Source organism: Microbispora sp. NPDC049633 (genome assembly GCF_040675265.1).
Classification (GTDB): Bacteria; Actinomycetota; Actinomycetes; order Streptosporangiales; family Streptosporangiaceae; genus Microbispora; species Microbispora maris.
The window spans coordinates 41,342-67,099 of record NZ_JBFAOO010000009.1 but is presented as its reverse complement, the minus strand read 5'-3'; the positions used below and the strand labels follow the sequence as shown (position 1 = coordinate 67,099).

At 68.5% G+C, this 25,758-nt stretch carries 23 protein-coding genes and 4 tRNA genes; 15 read left to right on the top strand and 12 right to left on the bottom strand.

What is annotated here, in order from left to right; translation table 11 throughout:
- Positions 1-35: 35 nt before the first annotated feature.
- From AB0J39_RS04530 to AB0J39_RS04520, 3 genes are read right to left on the bottom strand one after another with little or no spacing between them, the layout of a single operon-like run.
- Entirely contained in the window at positions 36-1,130 is a 1,095-nt protein-coding gene (locus tag AB0J39_RS04530) for an ATP-binding protein (RefSeq protein ID WP_363461772.1), read from the bottom strand.
- The gene (kaiC, locus tag AB0J39_RS04525; RefSeq protein WP_363461770.1) at positions 1,127-2,647 is read right to left on the bottom strand and encodes a circadian clock protein KaiC; all 1,521 of its coding nucleotides are present in this window, start codon (positions 2,645-2,647) and stop codon (positions 1,127-1,129) included. Before kaiC ends, AB0J39_RS04530 begins: the two co-directional genes overlap by 4 nt.
- Before the next feature lie 2 nt (positions 2,648-2,649).
- Entirely contained in the window at positions 2,650-2,922 is a 273-nt protein-coding gene (locus AB0J39_RS04520; RefSeq protein WP_363461768.1) for a circadian clock KaiB family protein, read from the bottom strand.
- Between the two features lie 492 nt (positions 2,923-3,414).
- Between AB0J39_RS04520 and AB0J39_RS04515 the strand changes: the two genes are divergently transcribed.
- Together AB0J39_RS04515 and AB0J39_RS04510 are read left to right on the top strand one after the other, a co-directional pair.
- Complete coding sequence (locus tag AB0J39_RS04515; protein ID WP_363461766.1) at positions 3,415-4,059, top strand: response regulator transcription factor; 645 nt, start codon at positions 3,415-3,417, stop codon at positions 4,057-4,059.
- A 402-nt stretch (positions 4,060-4,461) separates the two neighbouring features.
- Positions 4,462-5,334, top strand: a complete 873-nt coding sequence (locus AB0J39_RS04510; RefSeq protein ID WP_363461764.1) for a HAMP domain-containing sensor histidine kinase — start codon at positions 4,462-4,464, stop codon at positions 5,332-5,334.
- A gap of 76 nt (positions 5,335-5,410) precedes the next feature.
- Here AB0J39_RS04510 and AB0J39_RS04505 read toward each other — a convergent pair.
- Positions 5,411-5,482, bottom strand: a tRNA-Lys gene (locus tag AB0J39_RS04505).
- Between the two features lie 133 nt (positions 5,483-5,615).
- Positions 5,616-6,773 carry an acyl-CoA dehydrogenase family protein gene (locus AB0J39_RS04500; protein ID WP_363461762.1) on the bottom strand — a complete coding sequence of 386 codons (1,158 nt, stop codon included), beginning with the start codon at positions 6,771-6,773 and terminating at the stop codon, positions 5,616-5,618.
- Positions 6,774-6,858: 85 nt separating this feature from the next.
- On the opposite strand from AB0J39_RS04500, the gene AB0J39_RS04495 reads away from it, so the two are divergent.
- Positions 6,859-7,290 (top strand): PspC domain-containing protein, encoded by a 432-nt coding sequence (locus AB0J39_RS04495; RefSeq protein ID WP_363461760.1) that lies wholly within the window; start codon positions 6,859-6,861, stop codon positions 7,288-7,290.
- A gap of 1 nt (position 7,291) precedes the next feature.
- Here AB0J39_RS04495 and AB0J39_RS04490 read toward each other — a convergent pair whose 3' ends face one another.
- The 4 genes from AB0J39_RS04490 to AB0J39_RS04475 form a co-directional block, all read right to left on the bottom strand.
- Positions 7,292-8,581, bottom strand: coding sequence for an MFS transporter (locus tag AB0J39_RS04490; protein WP_363461758.1), 1,290 nt, complete (start codon positions 8,579-8,581; stop codon positions 7,292-7,294).
- Between the two features lie 182 nt (positions 8,582-8,763).
- Positions 8,764-9,105 carry a metallopeptidase family protein gene (locus AB0J39_RS04485; RefSeq protein ID WP_363461756.1) on the bottom strand — a complete coding sequence of 114 codons (342 nt, stop codon included), beginning with the start codon at positions 9,103-9,105 and terminating at the stop codon, positions 8,764-8,766.
- A gap of 12 nt (positions 9,106-9,117) precedes the next feature.
- Positions 9,118-9,948: an ABC transporter permease gene (locus tag AB0J39_RS04480; protein ID WP_363461754.1), complete on the bottom strand. Its 831-nt coding sequence runs from the start codon at positions 9,946-9,948 to the stop codon at positions 9,118-9,120.
- A complete protein-coding gene (locus AB0J39_RS04475) occupies positions 9,945-10,913 on the bottom strand; it encodes an ATP-binding cassette domain-containing protein (protein WP_363461752.1) in 969 nt (322 codons plus the stop codon). Before AB0J39_RS04475 ends, AB0J39_RS04480 begins: the two co-directional genes overlap by 4 nt.
- Before the next feature lie 68 nt (positions 10,914-10,981).
- Between AB0J39_RS04475 and AB0J39_RS04470 the strand changes: the two genes are divergently transcribed.
- The 5 genes from AB0J39_RS04470 (at position 10,982) to AB0J39_RS04450 (ending at position 13,649) form a co-directional block, all read left to right on the top strand.
- Positions 10,982-11,617 carry a TetR/AcrR family transcriptional regulator C-terminal domain-containing protein gene (locus AB0J39_RS04470; RefSeq protein ID WP_363461750.1) on the top strand — a complete coding sequence of 212 codons (636 nt, stop codon included), beginning with the start codon at positions 10,982-10,984 and terminating at the stop codon, positions 11,615-11,617.
- 57 nt (positions 11,618-11,674) lie between these two features.
- Entirely contained in the window at positions 11,675-13,294 is a 1,620-nt protein-coding gene (locus tag AB0J39_RS04465) for a metallophosphoesterase (RefSeq protein ID WP_363461748.1), read from the top strand.
- Positions 13,295-13,367, top strand: a tRNA-Glu gene (locus AB0J39_RS04460).
- Between the two features lie 110 nt (positions 13,368-13,477).
- Positions 13,478-13,552: transfer RNA gene (locus AB0J39_RS04455), tRNA-Asp, on the top strand.
- 20 nt (positions 13,553-13,572) lie between these two features.
- A tRNA-Phe gene (locus AB0J39_RS04450) sits at positions 13,573-13,649 on the top strand.
- A 400-nt stretch (positions 13,650-14,049) separates the two neighbouring features.
- Here the strand turns inward: AB0J39_RS04450 and AB0J39_RS04445 are convergent.
- Positions 14,050-14,661, bottom strand: a complete 612-nt coding sequence (locus tag AB0J39_RS04445) for a tyrosine-type recombinase/integrase (RefSeq protein ID WP_363461746.1) — start codon at positions 14,659-14,661, stop codon at positions 14,050-14,052.
- Here AB0J39_RS04445 and AB0J39_RS04440 point away from each other — a divergent pair.
- Together AB0J39_RS04440 and AB0J39_RS04435 are read left to right on the top strand one after the other, a co-directional pair.
- Positions 14,648-15,139, top strand: a complete 492-nt coding sequence (locus AB0J39_RS04440) for a hypothetical protein (protein ID WP_363461744.1) — start codon at positions 14,648-14,650, stop codon at positions 15,137-15,139. The genes AB0J39_RS04445 and AB0J39_RS04440 overlap by 14 nt on opposite strands.
- 758 nt (positions 15,140-15,897) lie before the next feature.
- Positions 15,898-17,397: an Ig-like domain-containing protein gene (locus AB0J39_RS04435; protein ID WP_363461742.1), complete on the top strand. Its 1,500-nt coding sequence runs from the start codon at positions 15,898-15,900 to the stop codon at positions 17,395-17,397.
- Between the two features lie 843 nt (positions 17,398-18,240).
- Here the strand turns inward: AB0J39_RS04435 and AB0J39_RS04430 are convergent.
- Complete coding sequence (locus AB0J39_RS04430; protein WP_363461740.1) at positions 18,241-19,035, bottom strand: hypothetical protein; 795 nt, start codon at positions 19,033-19,035, stop codon at positions 18,241-18,243.
- Between the two features lie 296 nt (positions 19,036-19,331).
- Between AB0J39_RS04430 and AB0J39_RS04425 the strand changes: the two genes are divergently transcribed.
- The 3 genes from AB0J39_RS04425 (at position 19,332) to cphA (ending at position 23,605) form a co-directional block, all read left to right on the top strand.
- Positions 19,332-19,493 (top strand): SEC-C metal-binding domain-containing protein, encoded by a 162-nt coding sequence (locus tag AB0J39_RS04425; protein ID WP_363461738.1) that lies wholly within the window; start codon positions 19,332-19,334, stop codon positions 19,491-19,493.
- A gap of 507 nt (positions 19,494-20,000) precedes the next feature.
- The gene (locus tag AB0J39_RS04420) at positions 20,001-20,828 is read left to right on the top strand and encodes a cyanophycinase (protein WP_363461736.1); all 828 of its coding nucleotides are present in this window, start codon (positions 20,001-20,003) and stop codon (positions 20,826-20,828) included.
- 44 nt (positions 20,829-20,872) lie between these two features.
- Positions 20,873-23,605, top strand: coding sequence for a cyanophycin synthetase (gene cphA, locus AB0J39_RS04415; protein WP_363461734.1), 2,733 nt, complete (start codon positions 20,873-20,875; stop codon positions 23,603-23,605).
- Between the two features lie 269 nt (positions 23,606-23,874).
- Here the strand turns inward: cphA and AB0J39_RS04410 are convergent, their stop codons facing one another.
- Positions 23,875-24,762, bottom strand: a complete 888-nt coding sequence (locus AB0J39_RS04410) for an NmrA/HSCARG family protein (RefSeq protein WP_363461732.1) — start codon at positions 24,760-24,762, stop codon at positions 23,875-23,877.
- 83 nt (positions 24,763-24,845) lie between these two features.
- On the opposite strand from AB0J39_RS04410, the gene soxR reads away from it, so the two are divergent.
- Positions 24,846-25,352, top strand: coding sequence for a redox-sensitive transcriptional activator SoxR (gene soxR, locus AB0J39_RS04405; RefSeq protein WP_363461730.1), 507 nt, complete (start codon positions 24,846-24,848; stop codon positions 25,350-25,352).
- A 53-nt stretch (positions 25,353-25,405) separates the two neighbouring features.
- Entirely contained in the window at positions 25,406-25,738 is a 333-nt protein-coding gene (locus AB0J39_RS04400) for a hypothetical protein (protein ID WP_363461728.1), read from the top strand.
- Positions 25,739-25,758 lie beyond the last annotated feature (20 nt).

The window sequence follows — 25,758 nt, the reverse complement described above, 5'->3', positions numbered from 1 at the left end:
CGTACGCGCTTCCGCAGCGGCAAACCGTGCGCCTACTACCCGCTCCGGTCCGGCGCATCGGGTGAAGGCGCTCGTCGCAGGCGGAGGCAGAAGCAGGCACCCTCGTCATCACGGGGCTCATACCAGGCGTCGCCGCCATTGCCCCGGGCGAAGCTTCGGACGATCCACAGTCCCAAGCCCGTCCCCTCTGTTTCGCGATCGACCTCCCGCTCACGGCTGAAGCGCTCGAACAACCGGGGCACGAAAGCTACCGGTACACCTGGCCCACAGTCGCACACCCGGAGAAGGATCCATCCCGGCTGCCCGGTCGCGGACACCTCGACGGGCGGACGCCCGTAGGCGAACGCGTTCTCCAGGTAGTTGTCGACCATCGCGGCGAACTCTCTGCGATCGACCAGGGCCTCCAGATCAGGGCTGCAGGATACGCACACATCCCGTGATCGTTCGTCCAGCTCGCCGAGTCGTTCGAGGAGCACTTCGAGCACGGGGACGCGTTCCACTCGGGCGGACGCACCCTTCGCTTCGATGGTCGACGCGGTGAGGAGCTTTCGGACGAGCCCTTGGAGTCGGGCCGTCCGATCGGCGATGCGCTCGATGATCTCGGTTCTCCGCTCCTCGGCGAGCGCGATCAGGCGATCACGGAGCACGTCCACCAGCACGCTGATGGTGGCCAGGGGATTGTGGAGTTCATGGGCAGCGACGGCGACCGCCACGTTCTGGCGTTCCAGTGCCGCCTCCAGCTCCCGTTCGACGTACCTGCTCCGTGTGACGTCGCGGAGCGCGGCGACGTACAGGGGCTCACCTTCCAGGGTCGTGGCGGTGACCCGCATCTCGACGACCCGTTTGCCTCCGGCCGGCAGCATCAAGTCGATCTCGGTCGCCGCACCCGCGGCGATGGGGAAGCCGAACGGGGTGCCGATCAGATCCTCCGCCGAGCGGGCGAAGAGCTCCGCGGCAGCGGGGTTGCAGAGCCTGATGATTCCTTCCTCGTCGACGGCGACGATCCCGTCCGCCGACGCCGAAACGATGACCTGGCTGATATCGTCCCGGAACTCGACGTCGTCGGGCCGCCCTGGCTCGAAGCCTCCTGTACGGCTTCCGCCAGGCGAGGACCCGCCACTGGCACTCACCTCGTCGGACCTTCTGTCACCTCGGACTCGGGCGCCCCTCTCGCGATCTCGGGATTGACCGTCCCCGTGAAGACGTGGGGGAGACCTGGCAGGGGCTCACCGATGTGCAAGCCGCTGCCGTCGATCCTGAGTCTGCGAATGCTGTGGTCGTGGGCAGAGCCGCGCGCCTGGAGCACGGCGATGGCGCGTTGGATCTCGGCGGGGCCTTCGACATACCGGAGCTGGATCCAGACGTCGGAAAGCCCGGCGATGTCCGAGGTGATCAACGACGCGTTCGCCGAAGTGATCCGTTCAGCAGGTGTCCTCGTGAGAAGAGTGGTGATCTCGCTCTGCCGGAGGACCGCCCCCAGCGCGATGACGAAGTCGAGTAGAGTCCGCGGCGCGGCCACGCGTTCGAGAGCGGACAACGTGTCGATGACGAGCCGGCCGGGCGCGAACTCCTCAATGGCGTGCCTGAGCCGCAGAAAGTGGTCTTCTGGAGACATCACCTCCGCGTAGCCGGACATGACCCGGAGCAGACCCGAGGCCCGCATCGCCTTGAGGTCCATGCCCCAGCCCGCGGCGCTGCGGAAGAGTTGCCCGGGGGTCCCGTCGAAGGTGCAGAGCAGGCAGCGCTCACCCGCCTCGACGGCGGCGGCCGTGAAACGCAGACTCGCCAGTGTCTTGCCCGTGCCGGTGGGCCCGGTCATCAGGACGATCGCGTCCCGGTAGAAGCCGCCGCCGCACATCTCGTCCAACTCGGGGATGCCTGACGAGACGCGGACGAGCGACGCGTGGTCGGACGGGGTGAGGAACGCGAGGGGGACCACCACGATGCCGTCCCGTGGATCGATGGTGAACAGCCATTCCCCCGTCCGGTGCGGGGCGCCGCGGAACTTGACGATCTCGACCGTCCGGGTTCGCCGACTCTGCCGGAGTACGTTGCGCAAAATGATGACATTGTCGAGCACGAACGGCTCGACCCCGTAGCGGGTCACACCGTCGTACTCTTCGGGACGCTCCGCGGTGAGCACCGAGGTGACTCCGAGCGCCTTGAGGGCGGAGGCGACCCGGAACAGCTCGCGGCGGACGATGCCGATGTCGGTGAAGCGGGTGAAGATCGCGTTGAGCGAGTCGAGGGCGACACGGCAAGCCCCGGTCTGGCGGACCGCGTGTTCGATGCGCGCCACCAGGGCACCGAAGTCGTAGGCGCCGACGGCGGGCGTGTCCTCGCCGATACTCCCCGATGCTTCGACGAAGGCCCATTTGCCTTCGTCCTCCCACAATCGGATGGGGAAGCCCAGCGAGGCTGAGTTACGGCGGATGTCGGTGGACGTCTCCTCGAAGGTGACAAAGACCCCAGGCTCGTTGTAGCGCGTGATTCCGCGGGAGAGGAACTCGACGGCGAACAGCGTCTTTCCGCTGCCGGTCGTTCCGCTCACCAGTGTGGATCGACCGGCGGGCAACCCGCCCAGGGATACGTGGTCGAAGCCGTTGATCCCCGTGGGGATCCGCTCGATAGCGTTGCTGTCAGTCATCGTCACTGCCCTTCCGAGGGCGATGCGTCCGCGGCTGGGAGGCCCAGAGCGACGGCGGCGCGGCAATGATCGGACAGATCCCCGATCACCCGCCGCTGTGGTGGCGGCGTGATCCTGACCACGGTGGGGGTGGCCAGGATCCGTCCCTCCTCGGCCAGCTCGGGCCGCTCGACGGCGTCGATGACCTCGACCTCGTACATGCCGGAGAGGTGTGTGTCGCACAGGAACCGCAGGTTCACCTCCGCGGCCTGTGACCGCTCCGTGTTCCCAGCCACGTACAGCCTGAACGAGTAGGTGGTCACGTCACGACCCGTCTCCAACCTCTGCAGGGCTCCGAACGGGGCCTTGCGGTCTACCGCTGTTCGTACCCCGCAGACGGGCAGGGACGAGCATCGGAAGAGGAGACGGCGCGCGCAGCGGATGGAGGTGTCCTCCCCGCACGCTCGGCGCACGCACGAAACATCACCGGAACTCGCGTGGCGACGTCCAGGTCGATCTGGTTTGTGCGTCACGATGTACGCGGGTAGCGTCATGATGAGTCCATAGGGGCAGGCCACAGGGTCTTCGGCCCGCTTTCGCGAAGGCGGACGCGCCCTCATCACTCGGCTCCCCACCACTCTCCGTTTCAAGCTACGCCTCACCCGGGGGACGGGCAGAGCGGGCCCGGCCGACCGAACGGCAGCGAACCGCTCATGAAGTGAGCAGCCATGAGCCCGAGCAGTGGACAAGGCCACGGCGGGCAGGAGCCTCAGGTGATCCTAGTTCTCGTGGTCGAGGATCAGCAGGCGCTCGCCGGCGCTCTCGAGATCGCGATCGACGCCCAGCCCGATCTGCATTGCGTGGGGGCCGTCGGCACGGTCGCGGACGCCGTCTCGCTCCTGAGGGTACATAGTCCCGACGTCGTGCTCATGGACATTCATCTGCCGGACGTCGACGGAATCGAGGGGACGAGGCGGATCAAAGCCTCTCACCCGGATGTCCGCGTCCTCATCTTGACAGGCGATGCCAGCCCTGGCCTGTTCGCGGCCGCCGCAGCGGTAGGGGCTTCCGGTTTTCTGGCAAAAGACAGTAAATTCCCGGACATTCTTAAAGTGATCCGCGCCCCGGTCGAGAAGAACATCCTTATGGTGGAGGGCGACCCGCTCAGAGCGCTCCTCCAGGATTTCCACGCACCGCCGCACGTCGGACCCGAGAACTGGGCGAAACTCACCAGGCGCGAGCTGGAAGTCCTGAGGCTGATGGGCGAAGGGCTCGATCCCCGTGCGATCGCCGGGCGACTCGTCGTGAGCCTCCACACCGCTCGGGGCCACGTCAAGAACGTCATGATGAAGCTGGGCGCGCACAGCCAGCTCGAGGCGGTTGTCGTGGCCACTCGGACGGGGCTCCTGCCAGGACCGCGGAAGCCTGGTTGATCCGGCGATGCGGCCCATATGGGGGGCGTCATCGGCCCATATGCGGGTGGCGTGGCCTCCGCCGTCTGCCTAGATTGTGAATATGCGTCGCACCGCGGGTCGCCGCGGCTCTTATCCGAACTACCGCCCCGGCGGGGTTGGGCTCGAAATCGCCACGTACCCCGGCGAACGAGAGCGCCGCTTTCGTTCAGCGGGCACGCCGGCCTTACCGCGCATGGACGCTATGAGGCCTTCGTTTTCGCCCCAGAGACATCTCACCGTCGACATCCCCGGCCGAGTGCCCCGAAAGGAACCCGGCCTGCTTCGCATGTAACGCCCTCTCCGTGGTCCACGGGGATGCGGCAGGCGCGCTAGCGATATCCACGCCCGCCGACCGCTCGGTTGCGGGAAGGAAGAACTGACATGGACATGAGACATGTGAAAGCTCTGTCCGGCTGTATCGACGGTCTTGACATCCCTGCGTATGTCACACACCTTGATTCGGAGGTCTCCGATCCCCTCGGTGAAGACGAGATCGCCCGGACCATCAGGGCTGTGGTCTGCACACTGGAACGGCTCAACAAAGCACTGCAGCAACAGCGACGGTTCGCCTCCGACATGTCGCACGAGTTGCGTAACCCCATCGCCGGGCTGCGGGCAGAGCTTGAGCAGGCTCAGTCACATCCGGATGATGTTCGACTGCACGAGACCTTCGAACGTGCGCTGAGCGCAGTCGACCGGCTCGAGGCGATCATCAGCGACCTGCTTCTGCTGTCCCGGGTTGGGGGCGTCGTACCGTACGGGCGGGCGCCGGTCGACCTGGCGCATCTGGTCAAGGCGGAAGTCTCCCGTCGGGCCGACCGTATTCCGATCCAGTTGCGGCTCGTTCCCGCGGTGCACGTCAAGATCGTTCCCATTCAGATCGGCCGGGTACTCACGAACCTTCTGGACAACGCCCAACGGCACGCCGAGAAAGTCGTACGAGTCGAGGTCAGCCGTGACGGGGACATCGCGGAACTGGCGGTCTCCGACGACGGCGAAGGTATCGCCGAAACCGACCGTGAACGGATCTTCGAACGATTCACCAGACTGGATGCGGGCCGCCGCCGCGACTGCAGCGGCACCGGCCTCGGGTTGTCGATCGCCCGTGAAATCGCCCGGGCTCACGACGGGACCCTCCATGCCGGAGACTCTCCCATCGGCGGCGCGCGCTTCACGCTGCGGCTTCCCCTCGCAGCCCTTCCGGACGCCGATGGTGTCAGGAGGCCTAAAGGCCGGGCCCTGTGGGACGAGTGAACAACCGCAGCCAGAAATGCAACCGGGCAGGCTTCCCATCGATCAAGATTCGGGAGTCTGCCCAGTTCGTTGAGGGTGGGGCGCCAGGGACTCGAACCCTGAACCGACGGATTAAAAGTCCGCAGCTCTGCCATTGAGCTAGCACCCCGTGGTCGTGCTCCTCGGACCCGCCGCGTCGCGGTGTGATCCGCGGAACACTCCCCACAATGCAGGGTACAGAGCGTACCGCGTCTTCGGCGACGCCATTGTCCCTGATCGCCCCGCCGAGGCGACCGGAGGCGTCAGCGGAAGGCGTCGAGACCCGTGAGCGCCTTGCCCAGCGTGAGCAGGTGCACTTCCTGGGTGCCCTCGTACGTGAGCACGGACTCCAGGTTGGTCATGTGCCTGATGACGGGGTACTCCAGCGTGACGCCGTTGGCTCCCAGCACCGTACGCGCCTGGCGGGCGATGTCCAGCGCGGCCCGGACGTTGGCGAGCTTGCCGAAGCTGACCTGGGTGGGCTTCAGCTTCCCGGCGTCCTTGAGCCGGCCGAGGTGAAGGGCGGTGAGCCCGGCCTGGCCGAGCGCGACCGCCATCCAGGCCAGCTTCTCCTGCGTGAGCTGGAACCCGCCGATCGGCTTGCCGAACTGCACCCGCGTGGTGGCGTAGTCCACAGCTGCCTCCAGGCAGGCCCGGCCCGCGCCGACGACGCCCCACAGGATGCCGAATCGCGCCTCCGTGAGACACGACAGCGGGCCCTTCAGGCCCACGACGCCCGGCAGGACCGCGGAGGCGGGCAGCCGTACGTCGTCGAAGTACAGGGAGGAGGTGACCGAGGCCCTCAGGGACAGCTTCCGGTGGATCTCAGGGGCGGAGAAGCCCGGCGTCGAGGTGGGGACGACGAACCCCCGGATGCCCTCGTCGGTCTGCGCCCACACGACCGCCACGTCGGCGATCGAGCCGTTGGTGATCCACATCTTGGCGCCGTTCAGGATCCAGTCGCCGGACGGGTCCTGCTTGGCGGTGGTGCGCATGCCCGCGGGGTCGGACCCGTGGTCGGGCTCGGTCAGGCCGAAGCAGCCGATGGCCTCCCCCGAAGCCAGCCGGGGCAGCCATTCCTCCTTCTGCTCGTCCGAGCCGTACTTCCAGATGGGGAACATCGCCAGCGACCCCTGGACGGACACGAACGACCGCAACCCCGAGTCGCCCGCCTCGAGCTCCCGGCAGGCCACGCCGTACGAGACGGCGTCCAGCCCGGCGCAGCCGTACCCCTCCAGGTGCATGCCGAGCAGGCCGAGCGAGCCCAGGACCGGGGCGAGCTCGCGGGCGGGGAAGGTGCCCTGCTCGAACCACTCGCCGACATGGGGCAGGACCTTGTCGGAGACGAGTTCCCTGACGGAGTCCCTGATCATGCGGTGCTCGGGGTCGAGCTGGTCGTCGAGTTCGAGGAGGTCGTCCATGTCCGTCAGGGTATCCGGGCCCCCTCGGGGTAGGGCCAGGGGGAATCCCGATGTGCGCCCACCCCCGGACAGGCACTGTGGAGGTATGAACGAGATGAACACCAACGGTTCGGTCAAGCAGCTCCACCGCACTCGGAACGGCAGGATCGTCGCCGGGGTGTGCTCGGGCGTCTCCGAGTACACCGGCATCGACGCCAACATCCTGCGCCTCGGGCTCGCCGTCGCGAGCTTCTTCGGCGGCCTCGGCGTCGGCGTCTACGCCGTCGCCTGGCTCCTCCTCCCCGAGGAGGGCAAGAACACCTCCATCGTCCAGGACCTCATCAACAAGAACAAGGACGGCCACGTCTGGCAGGACGCCAAGGCCAAGTGGGACAACGTCCAGCAGGGCTGGAACCAGGGCGGCCGCCCCACCGGCACCTCCTACCCCCCGCAGGCTCCCCAGGCCCCCGGCTACGAGCAGCACCCGTACGGCCGGTCCTCCACCGGCGACTCGCAGAACCAGGGTCCGCAGGCCTGACTCAGGTAGCGGCGGCCCGGACCTTGGCGATGATCTCCCTACGCGACTCGGTCCAGAGCATGGTGAGCACGGCCGCGGCGCACAGCCCGGCCACGCCCGCCAGCGTCACCACCGGCTCTGGGCCGAGCCTCTGGGCGGCGGCGCCCCCGGCGAGGATGCCGGCGCCCTGCGCGGCCAGCAGCCCCGACTGCACCAGCCCGAACGCCGCGGCCCGCCCTGACGCCGGGACGCATTGGACGAACGCCGCGTTCGCCGCGAGCTGGTAGGCCCCGCCGACTCCGGACAGCACCCACAGGGCGAGCACGCCCTCCAGCGGGGGCCGGATCACGCACAGCACGAGCGGCGCGCAGGTCAGCATGGCCAGCCAGCCCATGCCCCGCAGCCGCCCCGAGGGCGTGACGAACCGCCCGAAGAAGAACGCGCCGATGACCGTGCCCGTCGGCATCGCCGCCATCAGCAGACCCGTGATCACCGGGACGGGCAGCCTCCCGTCGGCGAGCGCCGCCGCGTACGGCGCCGCGATGCCTTCGGGGATCACGTAGAAGCCGCACAGCCAGGCGAACAGCACAAGCGTGCGCAGCCGCCGTTCGCCGAACACCAGACGCGCGCCGGACAGCGTCATCCGCCACATGGACGGCCGGCCGTCCTCCCGCTCCGGCGCCGGGCGGTGCCGCACTCCCGCCACGATGACCAGGGCGGAGCCGAGGAACGTCGCGCAGTCCAGCGCCAGCGCCCGGTACGGCCCGAGGACGGCGATCGCCGCGCCCCCGGCGGCGAACCCCAGCATCTGCACCGCCTGGTTGGTCACGTTCTGCAGGGCCGACCCCACGACGTACCGGTCGCCGTCGAGCACCTCGGGCAGCAGCGCCGCGCGGGCGGCGGAGAACGGCGCCCCGAGCAGGACCACGCAGAAGACCAGCGCGCACAGCACCGGGAACGGCGTCGAGGGCAGGGCCATCACGGCGAGCATCAGGGCGCGCAGCACGTCGCACCAGAGCATGACCCGCCTGCGCGGGTACCGGTCGGCGAGCCCGGCCAGCAGGGGCCCGCCGAGGATGGGCGGCAGGTAGGTCAGCGCGTAGACGGCGGCCGTGGCCAGCGGTGACGCGGTCCGGCTGTAGACGAGCACGGCGAGCGCCACCTGGGCGAGCTGGTCGCCGAGCAGCGACATGCCCTGCCCGAGCCACAGGGCCCGGAACTCGGGGATCGCGGCGACCTCCCGGTAGGTGGTCCGCACCTCGGGAGGACGACGATGGCGGCCGGACAGCCTGCCGGGCTTGGGGGCCGCCATGTCACTCCGCAGAGGTCGCTCCGCCGGCCGTGTCCGCCGGTGTCCGTCGCGGCGACTGGGTATGACAGCCCGTGGTCAACATGTCACTTACAGTGCCTGTCGGATGCGAGTTTTGCAAGCGGCTGACGATCCGCTTTCGCGGAACGCGAACGCGAACCGTCGCCTGACGAGGGGAAAGGGCCCTACCAGCCGAGTTCGTGCAGCCGCTCGTCGTCGATGCCGAAGTGGTGGGCGATCTCGTGGACGACGGTGATGCGAACCTCCTCGACCACGTCGTCCTCGGTCTCGCAGATCTCCAGCGTCGGGTTCCGGTAGATCTCGATCCGGTCAGGGAGCACCCCCGAGTACCAGTCGCCCCGCTCGGTCAGCGGAATGCCGGTGTAGAGCCCGAGCAGGCCGGGCTCCGGCGGGTCGTCCACCACCACGACCACGACGTTGTCCATGACCTTGGCCAGATCCGGGGGAATCGTGTCCAGCGCCTCGGCCACGAGCTCCTCGAACCTCTTCAGCGGGACGTCGATCACGTGCTCATCGTGTCATCGCGAGGTGGCGGTGCGGTAGCGCCGTACGGCGAGTGGCCCGAACACCGCGATGATCAGCAGCGACCAGCACAGCGAGGCCGTCACGGGATGCCGGAGAGGCCAGGAGGCGGCGGCCGAGCCGGGGTTGCCGAACAGCTCGCGGGCGGCCGAGACGACCGCGCTCATCGGGTTCCAGTCCGCGATGGCCCGCAGCCATCCGGGCAGCCCCTCCAACGGCACGAACGCGTTGGCCAGGAACGTCATCGGGAACAGCCAGCCGAACGTCGCGGCGTCCGCCTGCGCACCGCTCTTCACGAACAGCCCGATGTACGTGCCCAGCCAGATCATCGCGTACCCGAACAGGGCGAGCAGCGCGAAACCGGCGAGCGTCTCCAGCGGCGTGCCGCGCGGGCGCCAGCCCGCGATCAGCAGGCCGCACGCGGTCATCGTGGCGAGCGACAGCCAGTCCTTGGACAGGTCCGCGAGGCTGCGCCCGGCCAGTACGGCGCCGCGGGCGATGGGCTGGACGCGGAAACGGTCGATGATGCCACGGGCCATGTCCTCGGCGACCGACGTGGCGGAGGCGACCGCCGACAACGCCATGACCTGCATGAAGATGCCGGGCATGAGGTAGTCCCGGTAGTCGCCCCCGCCGGGCAGGCTGATCGCGCTGCCGAAGACGTACCCGAACAGGATGGTCATGATGACCGGCGCGACCAGCTCGGCGGCGATCTGGCCGGGCTGGGCGCGCAGCTGGGCGAAGCTGCGGCCCGCGATGACGAACGTGTCGCTCAGGGCCCGGCGCAGCCGTTGCGTCCCCGTCGCGGGAGGTTCCACGGTGATCACGCCGCCCTGCCTTTCCGAGCGCGAGCCTCCGTCTCCCTGACCGGCGCATTCGTGAGCGCCAGGAACACCTCGTCCAGCGTCGGCCGGCGTAGCCCCAGGTCCTCCACGCCGACCCCGGCGGCGTCGAGGGCCGCGGCGACCCTGACCAGGGAGGCGGCGCCGTCCGGGACGGGCATGACGAGCCTGCGCCCGGCGAGGTCGATCTCGGGCTCGCCGGGCAGCACGCGGCGGACCGCCTCGACGCCCGGCGCCACGTCACCGGCCTCGCGGAAGGCGACGCTCACCCGGTCGCCGCCCACCGTGGCCTTGAGCGCGGCCGGCGACCCTGACGCGACCACCCGTCCCGCGTCGACGACCGCGATCTGGTCGGCCAGGTGGTCGGCCTCGTCGAGGTACTGCGTGGTGAGCAGCAGGGTGGTCCCCTCGGCGACGAGTCCGCGCAGCACGTCCCACAGCGCGAGGCGGCTGCGGGGATCGAGGCCGGTGGTCGGCTCGTCCAGGAAGAGCACCGACGGGGCGACGATCAGGCTGGCGGCCAGGTCGAGCCTGCGGCGCATACCGCCCGAGTACGTCCGCACCGGCCGGTTCGCCGCCTCGGTGAGGCCGAACCGCTCCAGCAACTCCTCGGCCCTGCCGCGGGCCGTACGGCGGGGCAGGTGGTAGAGCCGGGCGAACAACTCCAGGTTGCGGCGTCCGGTCAGCAGTTCGTCCACGGCCGCGTGCTGGCCGGCGAGGCCGATGCGGTAGCGGAGCCGTTCGGCGTCCCGCACCACGTCGCACCCGGCGACCCGGGCCCGGCCGCCGTCGGGGCGCAGCAGCGTGGTGAGGATGCGCACCATCGTGGTCTTGCCCGCGCCGTTGGGCCCGAGCAGGCCGCACACCGAACCGCCCGGCACGTCGAGGTCGACGCCCCGCAACGCCTCGGTCGTGCCGAAGCGCTTGCGCACTCCCTCCGCAAGGATCACGGCATCTCCTTAACGCAGTTAAATTTAACAGTGTTAAGGATGCACTGAACGCCGTTAAGCTGTCAATCGTGGCACTCGAACGCGACACGATCGTCAGGACCGCGATCCGGCTCCTCGACGAGGTGGGGCTGGAGAAGCTGACCCTGCGCAGGCTGGCGACCGAGCTGGGCGTGCAGGCGCCCGCCCTCTACTGGCACTTCAGGAACAAGCAGGAGCTCCTGGACGAGATGGCCGAGGCGATCTCCGTGCAGGAACCGCTGGCTCCGCTCGCCGAGGGGGAGTCGTGGGAGGAGTGGCTCGCGGAGTGGTTGCGAGGCCAGCGCCGCGTGTTCAAGTCGCACCGTGACACCGCGCGCCTGACCGCCGGCACGCACCCCGGCACGGCCACGTTGCGGACGGTCGAGACCATCCTGGAGTCGCTGCTGCGGGCCGGGTTCACCCGTACGGACGCGATGTGGGGTCTGGGCACGCTCGCGAGCTTCCTCGGCGGGTTCGTGCTGGAGGAGCAATCCGACCAGGAGCGGGGAACGAACGACCCCGCCCTGTTCGAGGGAGCGCTGGAGAGCCTCGCGCCCTACCCGAACGTGCGCGCCGTCATGGCCGAGACCGGCGGCCCGCAGACGGACGCGTCCTTCGAGCACGGCATGGCGCTGATTCTGTCCGGTATGCGGGCGCTTCTGGAGACTCAGGCGGACGGTCGGTAACCGGAACACCGTGTTCCGGTAACCAAAAAGGCCGCATCTTCGGGTAGTCAGGAAGGGATGGAGATTTCGCGGTTGCGGGCGCTCGCCCGGAGAACGGTCGGCAGCCGGTTCGCCCGTGTGCTCGCGGTCGTGCTGGCGGCGGTGGTCGGCGGATGGCTCGGCATGGCCTTCGGCGCCAAGGTGGACACACCGGTCGGGCCCGCGGACATCGGCATGTCCCTGACCCCGTCCTGGAGCGGGGAGACCGTCATCGACGTACGGCCTCTCGGCACGCTCAGCTTCGACAGCCACAGCGGCCCGTTGCGGCTCGACCTGTCGATCGAGGCGGTGCACCCGGAGGTCGCGGAGGAGATCCTCAAGAACCCCCGGTGGGCCGACCGGCTCCCGACGACGATCGAGGCAGACGTCATCTCGGGGCTGCGGAGCCTCGTCGTGCGGGCGGTGCTGTTCGCCGTCGCCGCCGGGTTCCTCACCGGCCTGCTCGCCTTCCGCCGGCTGTCCCGGGCGGCCTGGACCGCGGCCGGCTCGCTGGCGATGGTCGTCGCCCTCGGCGGCGTCGCCGCGCTGACGTTCAACCCGCGCTCGATCGCCGAGCCCCGGTACACCGGGCTGCTCACGGGCGTGCCGTCCCTGGTCGGCAGCGCCCAGTCGATCGTGACCAAGTTCTCCGAATACCGCGGCCAGCTCGCCAAGCTGGTGACCAACGTGTCCCAGCTGTACGAGGCTGGGTCGAACCTGCCGATCTTCGATCCCGACCCGGACACCATCCGCGTCCTGCACGTCTCCGACCTGCACATCAACCCGCTGGCATGGAACATGATCAAGTCGCTGAAGGAGCAGTTCAAGGTCGACCTGATCATCGACACCGGCGACATCGCCGACCACGGGACCAAGGCCGAGAACGAGTACGTCAAGGAGATCGGCTCCCTCGGCGTCCCGTATGTCTACGTGCGCGGCAACCACGACTCCATGACGACCCAGCGGGCGGTCGCGAAGCAGAAGAACGCGATCGTGCTGGACGGAGCCGCCGCCACGGTCGAGGGGCTCAGCGTCTACGGCATCGGCGACCCGAGGTTCACCCCCGACAAGTCCGTCCAGGCGGCGGGTGACGAGAGCAAGAGCCTCCTCGACCTCGGCCGGGCCAACGCGGGCAAGCTGGCGCCGCGTGACTGGCCCAGGTCCGCCTCCACCTCGGCGCCGGACAAGATCGCCGCCGACATCGTTGCGGTGCACGACCCGACCGTGGGCCGGGGTCTGTCCGGGTACGTGCCGCTCGTGCTCAGCGGACACGTCCACGCGCGGTCCACCGAGCTGATGCCCTCGGGCACCCGGCTGATGATCCAGGGGTCGACCGGAGGCGCCGGCCTGCGCGGCCTGGAGCACGACGAGCCGACCCCGCTGACCGCCTCGGTGCTCTACTTCGGCAAGAGCAGCCACCGCCTGGAGGCCTGGGACGACATCACCGTCGGCGGCCTCGGCGAGCAGTGGATCCAGTGCGAGCGTCATATCGAGCCGGACCCTGGTCGTACAATTTTTCCCGAGTCGCCGCAGGCGCCGTCGCCGACGGCAACCGGCAGCGGCTCGCCGTCGCCGGTCGCTTTGGCATCAGGGGCAAACGTCCCCTATGCTTCAGAGGTCTCCGACGGAAGGCGTCACGGAACAGGGCGGAAGCCTTGAGCCCCCATCGTCTAGCGGCCTAGGACACCGCCCTTTCAAGGCGGCGGCACGGGTTCGAATCCCGTTGGGGGCACGTGGAGCGCGTCGAGCGCACCGGATGACGGAAGGTCGAAGACCTCCCGGAAGCTGGTAAGCTAGGCGAGCCGAACAACACGGGGAAGCGAAAGCTCCCCCGGACATAAAGGTCCTGTAGAGCAGTTTGGAGTGCTCGCCACCCTGTCAAGGTGGAGGTCGCGGGTTCAAGTCCCGTCAGGACCGCGTACAGCGGCAGTAGCCGAGGTCAGGTAGCTCAGTTGGTACGAGCGTCCGCCTGAAAAGCGGAAGGTCGGCAGTTCGACCCTGCCCCTGACCACCATCCTTGAACAGCCCAAACGCCCCGAGCCGATCACGGCCGGGGCGTTTTTGATCTCCAGTGACAGCAACGCTGACAGCAACTAGCCTCGGGCAGTTGTACGGCGGCGCCACGAAGACCCCTACGGGAGAAGACCGCGCGAGAGAACGCGCGCGTGGGAAGACCGTACGAGAGAACCGGCGCGTGGGAAGACCGTACGAGAGAACCGGCGCGTGGGAAGACTGCGCGACAAACGGGCGTTCAAACTGTGCAAGTCCGCAGACGCGCGTTAAGCTACTCACTCAGAGAAGCGTGTTTGTGGACGCGCTAGTAGTTGAGGCCGACTCGACTGGATGCCGAGCCGGCCGCAACCGCCGTGGGTGCCCCCCTTACTGCAGTTCGTGAATGAGCCGCAGGGCAGTCGCTACGACGCCGACCAAAGCTGAAGCGACCTTGAGGGCGGGCACCACCCACGCGCGCACGTTGCGGGTTTCCCGCCTGTGCCTACCTGGCACTCATACCACCTCCTCCCTATCGAGTGCCGGACGTCCAGGCACCCGAACGTCTGAGGGTGAAGGCGATGCTGCTTGCGGGTTTCCGCGCTGTGCGACTTGTGGCCCATGTTAGAGGAGTTGCCGCTCTTGCGGGGCATCTCTCTGATCGACTGACGTGCTCGGTTTCGTCCTCCAGTAATTCGACGTCGAGGTCTGACGTGGGCATTGATTGTGCCCAACAGCAATAAGGCGGTCCGGCTAGCTGATCCGGACCGCCATCTATAGCAAATTGTTATAAAACTGAGGGTGTCGCCCAACTTGCCGAGGGCGCGGCGCTTGTCGTCGAGGGAGACGTGGGCGTAGATCGTCATTGTGACCTCGATGTCGCTGTGGCCGACGATGTCGCGGACGACCTGGGGCGGGACGCCGAGGTTGAGCAGGAGCGTCACGCAGGTGTGGCGGAGGTCGTGAAACCGCATGTCGCCGAGTCCAGCCGCCTTGCGGATCGCTCCCCAGCTTCGCCGCAGGTTGTCCGGCTCCATCGGCGTGCCGCGCAGCGATGGGAAGACGAGCGGCGGTGTCGGCGTCTCCGCGGCCTTTCGAGCGCTGCTCGGTGACCTCGCGGGGAACCCACAGCAGCACACGCAGCCAAGAGTCCGGGGCGCGGCCGACGAGGCGGCGCAGGTCGGCGATGTTTCCTATGTGCGCGACCGGCACCTGTCCGGCGGCGGTCATGTGCTCGATGTGCCGGCGGTCGACGGCGTACGCGTTGCCGTACCGGTGGGTCTCCAGCAGCAGCCGGCCTTCGCGGCGCAGCTCAGCGAGCCGCTCGGCGGTGACGAACTCGTACCCGTCTGCGCGGCCGGCCCCGACCTTGAGCTTCGGCAGCAGGCCGCGCTGGAGTGCGCCGTACGGGAAGAGATCATCCCGCGCAATGCGGCCAAGCTCGTCAAGGTGCCCGTCCCGAAGTACAAGGTGAACCGCGGCCTCACCGTTCCCCAGGCACGGGCAACGTTGTAGGCCGGCGCCGAACACCGGCTTTACGCGCCAGCAGAGCTGATCGGGTAGCCGGACAGCAGGCCTCAGCCCTCCCGGCATCCTTGAAGAGCAGGAGCAGTTTCGCCGGGTCCGCGACCCTACTCGTGCTCGATGAGGATTTTCTCTACGTCGTTAAAGGCGGCCCGCTGTGCGGCCCGCCGGGCGCGCCGGTCGGCAAGCGTGCCCGGCTGCGGCTCTTCGGCCGGTCCGGGCGCGCACCGCCCCGCGCGCCCGCAAGGTCGGCAGAAGTCACCACCGAAGACCGTGACGATCGCTCACTACGGTTCTCGCCACCCTGGTTGGGGCGATCGGCTGCCGCGCGGCTTCCGGTGCTCGGGCCTAGCGGCCCTGCGCTCCGGGTCCACTTGCCATCGAACCAGACTGCTTCCCCATCGCTAAGCCAGCGGCATTTCGCCCGCCATTGCTCCCTATAGGCGGCCTCGCCTACTCGGAGAGAGGTTCGACAGGTCCATGCCATGGGACGACGGCGACGGGACGATCTGTGTCGGTGCGACGGCCTTACTCGACGCTCTTCGACCGGGAGACGTTGCAGGTTAGAGATAGTTTCATCGGATTTGCGGCCAGTGCTACTACGAGGACCTCAGATACGCACACGAGGCGCGAGATCACTATGCGTATTAGATCCGCCACTCAAAGTGATATCTGTGCTGTCATGGCATGGCCAGGAACAGCGCCCCTGCGGTCCTTGAGGGGTGCTGTCTTCATGGCCTGAGATCACCATGACTGACGAAGGCAGAGAAATGTTTCGAGTTCCAGGCAGGCATATCGGCATAGCCGTCGCAGGTGCCGTCATATCCACCTTCGCCGTGACGTTCGCCGGCGGGGGCGTGGGTTTCGCACAGGCGGCCGCCCCACCCAACGTGCTGACCATGAACGGCTCCAGTGTCACCGGCTCGTCCTACCAGGGCACCCAGCCACAAAGCTTCAATCTGGTCAAGCAGGCCGACGGCAGCTGGGGCATCCGTAACAAGTACTCCGCTCAGGTCCTGACCATGAACGGCTCCAGTGTCACCGGCGCCCCCTACCAGGGCACCCAGCCACAAAGCTTCAATCTGGTCAAGCAGGCCGACGGCAGCTGGGGCATCCGTAACAAGTACTCCGCTCAGGTCCTGACCATGAACGGCTCCAGTGTCACCGGCGCCTCCTACCAGGGCACCCAGCCGCAGAGTTTCCAGCTGGTCAAGCAGGCCGACGGCAGTTGGGGCATCCGTGCCTTCTACGGCGGCGACCGGCTGCCGCAGGAGCCGCAGGCCTTCGGTGACGCGGCTGTCACTGAAGCCGGGTCCCCGGTGACGGTGGACGTGCTGGCCAACGACTCGGGTACCGGCACGCCCACCTCCGAGGGTCTGAAGGTGACCAGCGTGACGGCCCCGACGAACGGCACCGCCGCGATCCAAAACGGCAAGGTCGTCTACACGCCCAACGCCGGCCACACCGGCTGCGACAGCTTCACCTACACCGTCACCGACGAGTTCGACCAGACCTCGACCGTGACCGCCCACGTGGCGACCGGCGCGATCAACCAGCAAGCCCAGCCCGGCCCGATCACCGGCACCGCGGTGACAGTGAACGGATCCAGCGTGACGGGCGCGCCCTACCAGGCGGGAAACGCCGCCCAGACCTTCACCCTGGTCAAGCAGAACGACGGCAGCTGGGGCCTGCGCAATCAGGGCACCGCCAGCGTGCTGACCATGAACGGCGCCACCGTCACCAGCGCCCCCTACCAGGGCGTCACCAGCCAGAGTTTCACCATCGTCGCGCAGAATGACGGCAGCACCGGCATCCGCAACACCTACTCAAACCAGGCACTGACCCTCAACGGCACCACGGTCTCCGGTGCGCCCTACAGCGGCTCGCAGTCGCAAAGCCTGCAGCTCGTCAGCCAGGGCAACGCCTACGTCATCCTCGCCTACTACGGCAGCACTCAGGTCCCCCAGACCTCCACCGCGCGCAACGACGCGGAGAAGACGCGACAGGGTTCGCCGGTGACAGTGGATGTTCTGGCCAATGACAACAACGCCGGCTCGTCCACGCCCCAGGGCCTGCAGATCCAAAGCGTGACCCAGCCCGCGAACGGCACCGCCGTGATCCAAAATGACAAGGTCGTCTACACCCCGCGCGCGGGCTTCTCTGGTTGTGACACCTTCACCTACACCACCACCAATAACCTGGGACAGCAGGCCACGGCCTCGGTCTCGGTGGCGACCGCCGCCAAATAGCGACACTGCCCTCGCCCAACCGCTGAAGTCATGGCTGACCTCGGTGCTACGCCTCAAAGGCTGCTGGCTATCACCAGAGGTGACACGAAAGGGCGACCTAGCGCACGATTCGGGGCGAAACAACAAACCGGATCGTGCGCTGAGTGTCTGTCTGATGATCTCAGAATCGACGAGTTAAGATCGCTGCCTGAGGTTCACCGCGCTTTGCGTGACGAGGTGCTACGAGCGGAGATCTTGTCCTGACCGCAGCACGCCGCGAATAAGCGTCCCAAATGGCTTGGCCGATTTGGGACGCTCCGTCATCTGTCGGCTGTCCAGATGACAGCAGCGTTGACAGCAACGTCCCCGCACACGGGCTCACTTCGGCTACCGTCCACCACTCTCTGACCATGCTCTCCGCTACCCGACCAGGTTGATTGGTCCGCCTGAAAAGCGGAAGGTCGGCAGTTCGACCCTGCCCCTGACCACCATCCTTGAACAGCCCAAACGCCCCGAGCCGATCACGGCCGGGGCGTTCTTGTTTGGGGTTGACGACAACCCTCACGCAGCCGTGCTGTCTGGCTTGGTGATGCCCGGCACGGGAATCGGCACGGGAATGAAAGCCACCTACGGGAGCCCGGCCGCCGCTCTCAAGCCAGTACCACCCGCCTTGGTCAGGGACCTGAGTGAGACAACGAACATCGATGGTGCGCCCACTGGATTGCCCCAGTCGGCCGGTGAAACGCGATGGCACGAAGGACACGACAAGGTCGTCCAAGAGCTTGAGGACCCAGCGCGACTCTCAACGTGAACCGGCCCCGCACGACCTCGCGGAACCCGTGTGTGCGCGCCGAACGGGCCACATCAGGCGATCTCGACGTAGTCCAGCTCGGCGGCGAACCGTCCGTCGTCGTGCTGGAAGCGCAGCGTGTTCCATCCTTCGACTAGGTGCAGCTTGAACGACACCTGTTTGAAGGTCTTCCATCCGTAGGCGGTATAAAGCACTACGTACTCTGTCGAGTTGTTCACCTTCACGATTTGCCGCGCGTCGCCATCGCCGGCGGAATACTGTACGTGCGCCGTAAAGGTGCCGGTCCTGGGCGCCTCCACTCGGATCTCGACCCAGCTGCTCGGGAAGTTCAAATAGCCCATCGTAGCGTTGTTCGATGTACCGATGACAGGTTGAACGACCCTGGCATTGTGGGCTATGCCGTCCTCGGCCTCGTAGCGGATCGGGCCCGAATCCCGTATGGCGGCCAGGACGATCAGGGTCACCACGACGGCCGGCACGGCCGCGACCAGCAGGACCGTACGACGTCGCGGGCCGCGGGCGTGGGCGGGCTCCGCTTGGCCCGGCCCCGGCGTCCCCGTAGTGGATGCGATGTCGTCGACGGGTCGGCTCCGTAACTCCGGGCGCAACCCCAGCATCGCGACGACCAGCCCGGTCGCGCCCATCAACATGCTGGAGAACATGCCGATCACACTGGCCCGTTGATCCAGCACCTCCAGCACGTCCTCCGGCACATGGAGCGGGTCAGCGAAGAACCAGGCCAGCCCCATCCCCATCGAGACCGTCAACACCACGATCGCGGCGATCATCACTGTCCGCCACAGCCGCGAACCGGGCGCTCGCTCCTGCCCTCCCCCTGCGTTCGACATGGCTCCAGGGTCGCGCCTCGACGACCTCAGGCGAACGCTAGTTGGGAAACTGTTACCTTCGTGCCAAGAATTGGTCGCGTCATAATCGGCGTCCGCAGCAGGGCGGGGGTTATTGCATCGGAGTGGTCAGGAAGTCCTGGAGTTCACGGTGCCGGAATCGGTAGGTGGCGTTGCTCACGCGCAGCAGGCGTCCGGGCAAAGCCCGGCTTTCTGTCAAGCTGGTCTCGGCGTCAGAGGACGGGGCAACACCGCAGACATGGTGGCGTTCATAAAACCGATAGCGCCGAGACTCCTCAATGGCGGCGACACGTCGTCCCCGAGGAAGCAGGGCTGAACCGATGCCGGAACCGGTGCCGAATTCGCTCGTCCAATACGGCGATCGGGATCGTAACGCCGCGTGTCCGAGCGGTTCGCCTAGGAAGTTCAAGCACTGTCATGGTGCCGATTCGGACTCCTGATGCGGTATCGCCTCGCGGGATGTGCGACGGCAACGCTGACGGCGACGTCGGGCACCACGCACACACGACGGGCACCGTCGATCACCCTCGACCCCCAGGTCTTCGATGGGCGACAGGGCGACCGCGACACCTGAAAAGCGGAAGGTCGGCAGTTCGACCCTGCCCCTGACCACCATTATCGAACAGCCTCAACGCCCCGACCGATCACGCTTCGGGGCGTTCTTGTTTGGCTTTGACGACAACGTCTCCTGGCTAGGGCGTACGGCTCCTACTCCGCACCGCCGGGGCGCGTATAGGCGCTGAGGTCGATGATGGTGCGGGCAGGGTGCGCTGTAGCTGCCCGAGGAGCTGTCCAGGCACTGCTCCGGGCCCCGGGCGCGGCCGGCACGTGGCGCCCTGCGCTCCGAGTCACGCGAGCACCCGCGCTCCCAAACCGGCCCATACGGGACGAAGTTGCTCTCGGATGATATTCGACGCCTAAGGGTAACAACTGGCCGAGGAGGGAGCATGGACGCGGACGAAGGGGATAAGCCTGGTGATCCGGGCCGCCTGCTTGTCATCGGGGGTGCCGAGTGCCGCGGTTCCGGCCTGCTCGAGCGGTTCGTGGAGCTGTCTGGCGGCGAGGCGGCCCGGATCGTGCTGGTCACTATGGCCACCGGGGCGCCCGAGGAGGTGCACGCCGACTACGAGCGAGTGTTCGGCAAGCTCGGCGTGGACCACACCAGGGAACTGCGGCTGCGTGGGCGCTCCGACGCCGACGGCGACAACGCAGCCAAGCTCCTCGACGACGCCACGGGCGTGTTCTTCTCCGGCGGCGACCAGTCGCGGCTGTGCGCCCTGGTCGGCTCACGGGCCAACGAGATCCTGCGCGACCGGCTGCGCACAGGCGGCGCGGTCGTCGCCGGGACCAGCGCCGGCGCCACCGCGATGGGCCGCACGATGATCCTGGGCGGCGAGGGCCCCGGCGTGTCCGCCGCCACGGTCCGCACCGGCCCGGGGCTCGGCCTGCTCCCGAAGGCGCTCATCATCGACACGCACTTCAGCGAGCGCGGCCGGCTCCCCCGGCTGCTCAGCGCCATGGCGCTCGACCTGGAGTACCTGGGCGTCGGCATCGGCGAGAACACCGGGATCCTGGTCGAAGGCACCCGCTTCGAGGTGCTCGGCGCCGGCGTGGCCACGGTGGCTGACGGGCGGAACGCCACGGTCATCCACGCCGTCGGAGACGAAGACCCGATCACCCTGTTCGGCGTCCGGCTGCACCTGCTGCCCGCCGGGTGCGTCTTCGACATCGCGACCCGCGAGGCCACCATCGGGCCCGCCCACGACCGGTACTGATCACCGCCAGCCCGCCCATCCGCCCGACCCTTGGGGAGTGGCACGTGCGTCTCGACGACCTGCGTCACCTGAGCGGACCCAACTCATTCAGCACCCGGCCGGTCACCATCGCGCGGCTCGAGCTCGAGGAGCTGACCGGCCGGAACACCACCGAGTACCCGGGCTTCGCCGGGCGGCTGACCGCGGCCCTGCCCGGGCTGGCCGAGCACCATTGCGCGGCCGGGCGTCCGGGCGGGTTCCTGGAGGCGATGGCCCGGGGCACCTACTTCGGCCACGTCACCGAGCACGTGACGCTGGAGCTGTCCAGCCTGGTGGGCCGCGACGTGTACCTGGGCCGGACTATGTGGGCCGGCGCCGACGGCCGCTACGACGTGATGACCGAGTGCCCGCAGGACGAGCCCGCGCAGTCCTCGGTGCCGGCCGAGCTGCTGGAACTGGCCATCACCACGGTCAAGCACATTCTCCTTGAACGCATCCCCGACCTACCGCTCGAACTGGACAGGATCGCTCGGATCGTGGAGCGGGAGCGCCTCGGCGTGAGCACGGCCGCGCTCGCGGGCGCGGCCCGCAGCCGGGGGATACCGATCCGCCGGGTCGGCCTGCTGAGCATGCTGCGGCTCGGCTACGGGCGCTATCGCCGGCTGGTGTGCGCCGCGCTGACCGAGCAGACGTCGGTGATCGGTGTGGACATCGCGGCCGACAAGATGCTGGCCAAGCAGCTGCTGACCGACGCGGGCATCCCGGTGCCCGACGGAGTGGTGGCCTGGAGCGCGGCCGACGCCGCCGGGGCGCTGGGCCGGCTCGGCGGGCCGGTCGTGATCAAACCACTCCACGGCAACCACGGTGCCAACGTGACCGTCGGCGTGACCACCGCCGCGGCCGCGGCCGCCGCATACGCTCAGGCGGCGGCCGACGGCGAGGGCGTGATCGTGGAGAAGTTCGTGTCCGGCACCGACTACCGCGTGCTGGTGGTCGACGGCCAGGTGGTGGCCGCGGCCGAGCTGCGGCCGGCCTCGGTGATCGGCGATGGTGCCTCTGACATCACCCAACTCGTCGACATGGTGAATGCCGACCCGCGCCGGGGCGAGGGCCACTCCCTAGAGCTGACCAAGATCGAATTGGATCAGCATGCGCTCGCGCACCTGGAGGCCCAGGGCCTAGGCCCGGCGTCGGTCCCGGCCCGCGGCCAGCTCGTGACCCTGCGCCGGAACGCGAACCTGTCCACCGGCGGAACCAGCCGCGACGTGACCGACCTGGTGCACGAGGACGTGGCCGCCATGTGCCGCCGGGCCGCGGCCGTGGTCGGCCTGGACGTCTGCGGCATCGACGTGCGGCTGGCCGACATCGCGGCACCGATGCGATGCGGTGGGGCCGGTCACGGCGGGGCCGAGCCTGGCGCCGTGATCGAGGTCAACGCGTGCCCGGGGCTGCGGATGCACCTGTCCCCGGCCGAGGGGGCGCCGCGGGACGTGGCCGGCGCGGTGATCGACAGCCTGTACCCGCCCGGTGCCCCATCTCGGGTCCCGGTCGTGGCGGTCACCGGGACCAACGGGAAGACCACGACGGTTCGCATGATCGGCCACATCCTGAGCAAGGCCGGGATGCGGGTGGGGATGTCCACCACGGACGGGGTCTACTCCGGCGGCCGGCTGGTCTACGACGCCGACGCCTCGGGCCCGCGGTCCGCGGACATGGTGCTCGACGACACCAGCATCGAGGCCGCGGTGCTGGAGACGGCGCGCGGCGGGATCATCCGCGGTGGGCTCGGCTACGACCAGGCCGACGTGGCCGTGGTCACCAACATCACCGCCGACCACCTGGGCGCGGACGGCGTGGAGGATCTCGACGAGCTGGTCGAGGTGAAGGCGCTGGTCGCCGAGGAGGTTCGCGAGGGCGGGACCGTGGTGCTGAACGCCGACGACCCATTGGTCGCCGCGCTCGCCGACCGGCCGCGGGTGCGCAGGAACGCGTCCGTGATCAGGTATTTCAGCCTGGTGAACGGCAACCCGGTCATCGAACGGCATCGGCAGGCGGGCGGCCTGGCCTACGAGCTTCGCAACGGCGAGCTGGTCGAGTTCGATGCGGACCGGGATCGGGCACTGCTCAGCGTGGCCGAGCTGCCCGGCGCGTTCGGCGGGCTCGCCCCGCACGTGATCGCGAACGCGCTGGCCGCGGTGGCGGCCTGCCGCGGGCTCGGGGTCAGCGCCAAGGACATCCGGCGCGCGCTGGGCACGTTCACACCGGGCGAGTCGAACCCGGGGCGCGGCAACGTCTACCTGGCTGACGGCGGCCCGGTGATATTGGACTACGGCCACAATGCCGCCGCGCTCGACGCGACCGGTCGCATGATCAGCGACGTCTGGGGCGGCGAGCCCGTGGCCGCGATCACGCTGCCCGGCGACCGCCGCGACGATCTGGTGGCCCGCTCGGCCGAGGCCGTCGCCGCGTGGTTCGGCCGGGTCGTCGTCTACGAGGACGCCGACAAGCGCGGGCGCCGCCCCGGTGAGATGACCGGCCTGATCATGGCGGCCATGCGCCGGGCCCGGCCTGGCATCGGCCTCGCCACCGCCGAAGGACCGCACGCCGCCCTGCGCATCGCGGTCACGATGGCCGCCGGCCACCCGGTCCTGTTCGTCTACGAGAAGCTAGCCATGGCCCGCCAGGCCCTCGAGGCCCTGAACGCCCGCCCCTGGCCCGCCGGCGCAGTCCCGCCCGCACCCGCCGACGCCGGTCCCGCCTGCTCCTTCCATCGAGACGCCGCAATCACGGATGACTGAAAGCCCCCTCCGGGGGATGAAGGCGAAGGGATGAGCCGCCGAGCATTCTCGGAACGCTTCGAGCCTGTGCAAGAACCGGTTACGGACAAGACGGCCTGATCGTCTGCCAGGCCGTATGGAGACGTGAGCCCCCGGCGGTGACCGTCGCGACTGCTCATGGGGGTGACCCCTCGGACAGCCCGAACGCCCCGAGCGACCACGCTCCGGGGCGTTTTGATTCGTGGTGCCGGACGACGCCGCTTGAGCGGACGTCGTCTGGTCATCGCGGGTTATCGCGCCATCGTCCGGTCTGCGAGGACGGCGTCCCAGTCGACCGTCCGGGCCCAATCGGCATAGCTGTGCCAGGCCACGTCCGGGTACGCGGCGTGCAGCCCGTCGACGTCGAGGAAGTCGGTGTTCTCCTCGAACCGTTGGAACATGTCGGCGATCTCGTCGCCGGCCCACTGGCGGACCTGGTCCAACGGCAGTCGGTGGTACGGGATCTCGCGGCCGAGGACGTCGCTGAGGATCCGGGCCGCCTCCTCGCCGGTCACCCGGTCGGAAACGACGTCGATCCGCTCGCCGACGAACCGGTCCGGGTGCTCGATGGCGTGTACGGCGAGGCCGGCGATGTCTCGGACGGTCACCTGGTCCAGCGGCTTGGCTGCGGACAGCGGGTTGGCCAGGACGCCGTCGCGGAGGCGGCTGAAGCCGACGTTGAGGACGTTCTCCATGAAGTACACGGGCCCCAGGACGGTCGCCCGTACCTCCTGCTCGCGCAGATACGCCTCGACAAGCTGCTTGCTGTCGGCATGGTCGATGTCGGTCGCCGTGAGCCGGTCGGCGCCGCGGACCGAGGAGTACACCAGGTGCGCGCCGGCGCGCATCGCGACATCGACGAGGAGGCGACCCTGGGCAACCTCCTCGTCCTTCCCGCCGGATCCGAACGGCACCGAGAGGCCGAAGATCGCGTCGACGCCCCGGGCGGCGCCGGCGAGGGCCTCCGGATCGGCCAGGTCGCCGGGGACGAGCCGGACTCCGGCAGCGGACAATGCCCGCGCGGACGGCGCCTCGGGCGACCGGACGTAGGCGGTGACCTCGTGGCCATGGTCGAGCAGCAGCTCGGCGACGGCGCCGCCCTGCTTCCCGGTGGCGCCGATGACGAGAACAGTGGCCATGAAGGGCTCCTTTGCGGCGACTCGTGGACAGCGCCGATTCTTTGACCTCAACCTTTGTTGAGGTCAAGTGTTAGGGTCGGCCCGTGTCTCGGGCCCGCACCACGTTCCATGAACTCACCGTCGGACAGGTCGCCGACCGCAGCGGCGTCGCGATCTCCGCGCTGCACTTCTACGAACGCCAAGGCCTCATCCGTAGTACCCGGACGACGAGCAATCAGCGGCGATACAGCCGCGACACGCTGCGCCGGGTCGCCTTCATCCGGGCATCGCAACACGTCGGGATCTCGCTCGCGGCGATCCGGGAGGCCCTGGATCAACTCCCGAGTGAGCGCACTCCGACCCCCGACGACTGGGCTCGCCTGTCCGCGAGCTGGCGAACCGAGCTCGACGCACGCATCGCGCACCTGCAGGCGCTCCGCGACGACCTCACCGAGTGCATCGGATGCGGCTGCCTGTCGCTGCGGTCCTGCCATCTGACCAATCCACGCGACGTGCTGGGACGCGAAGGCCCGGGCGCGCGACGCCTGCCGCCAAGGCGATATCCGGCGCCTGCGCCCAGTCCCGAGCGCGCACCGGCGGCCGACAGTTGACTGTGTCACTCTGGGTAGTTGTAGCAACACGGGAAGTAGTAGCAGGATCTGGGGTGACCACCACAACTGCCGAGGAGGCCTTCTTGACGCTGTCCAGCGTTCCCGCTCTCGCCCGCCGCCTGGCTGGTACCGCCGCCCTGGTCCTGACGGTCGGCGCCGTCGGCCTGCCGGCTACGGCGGCCACCCTGCCGGCGCAACCGCCGCAGGGTGCAGCCGCGCAGAACGGCGCTCCCCGGCTGCCCGCCGGAGACGATGTGTACCGCACCTGGTACACGAGCCACTCCAAGTGCGTGGCGGCGGGCCAGGGAGGGATCGATCGAGGCCACTGGGAGCACTACACGTGCTCCGAGGGCGACTGGTTCTGGCACCTGTGGACCAACCGCTGAGCCGGCGGGACGACAGGCAT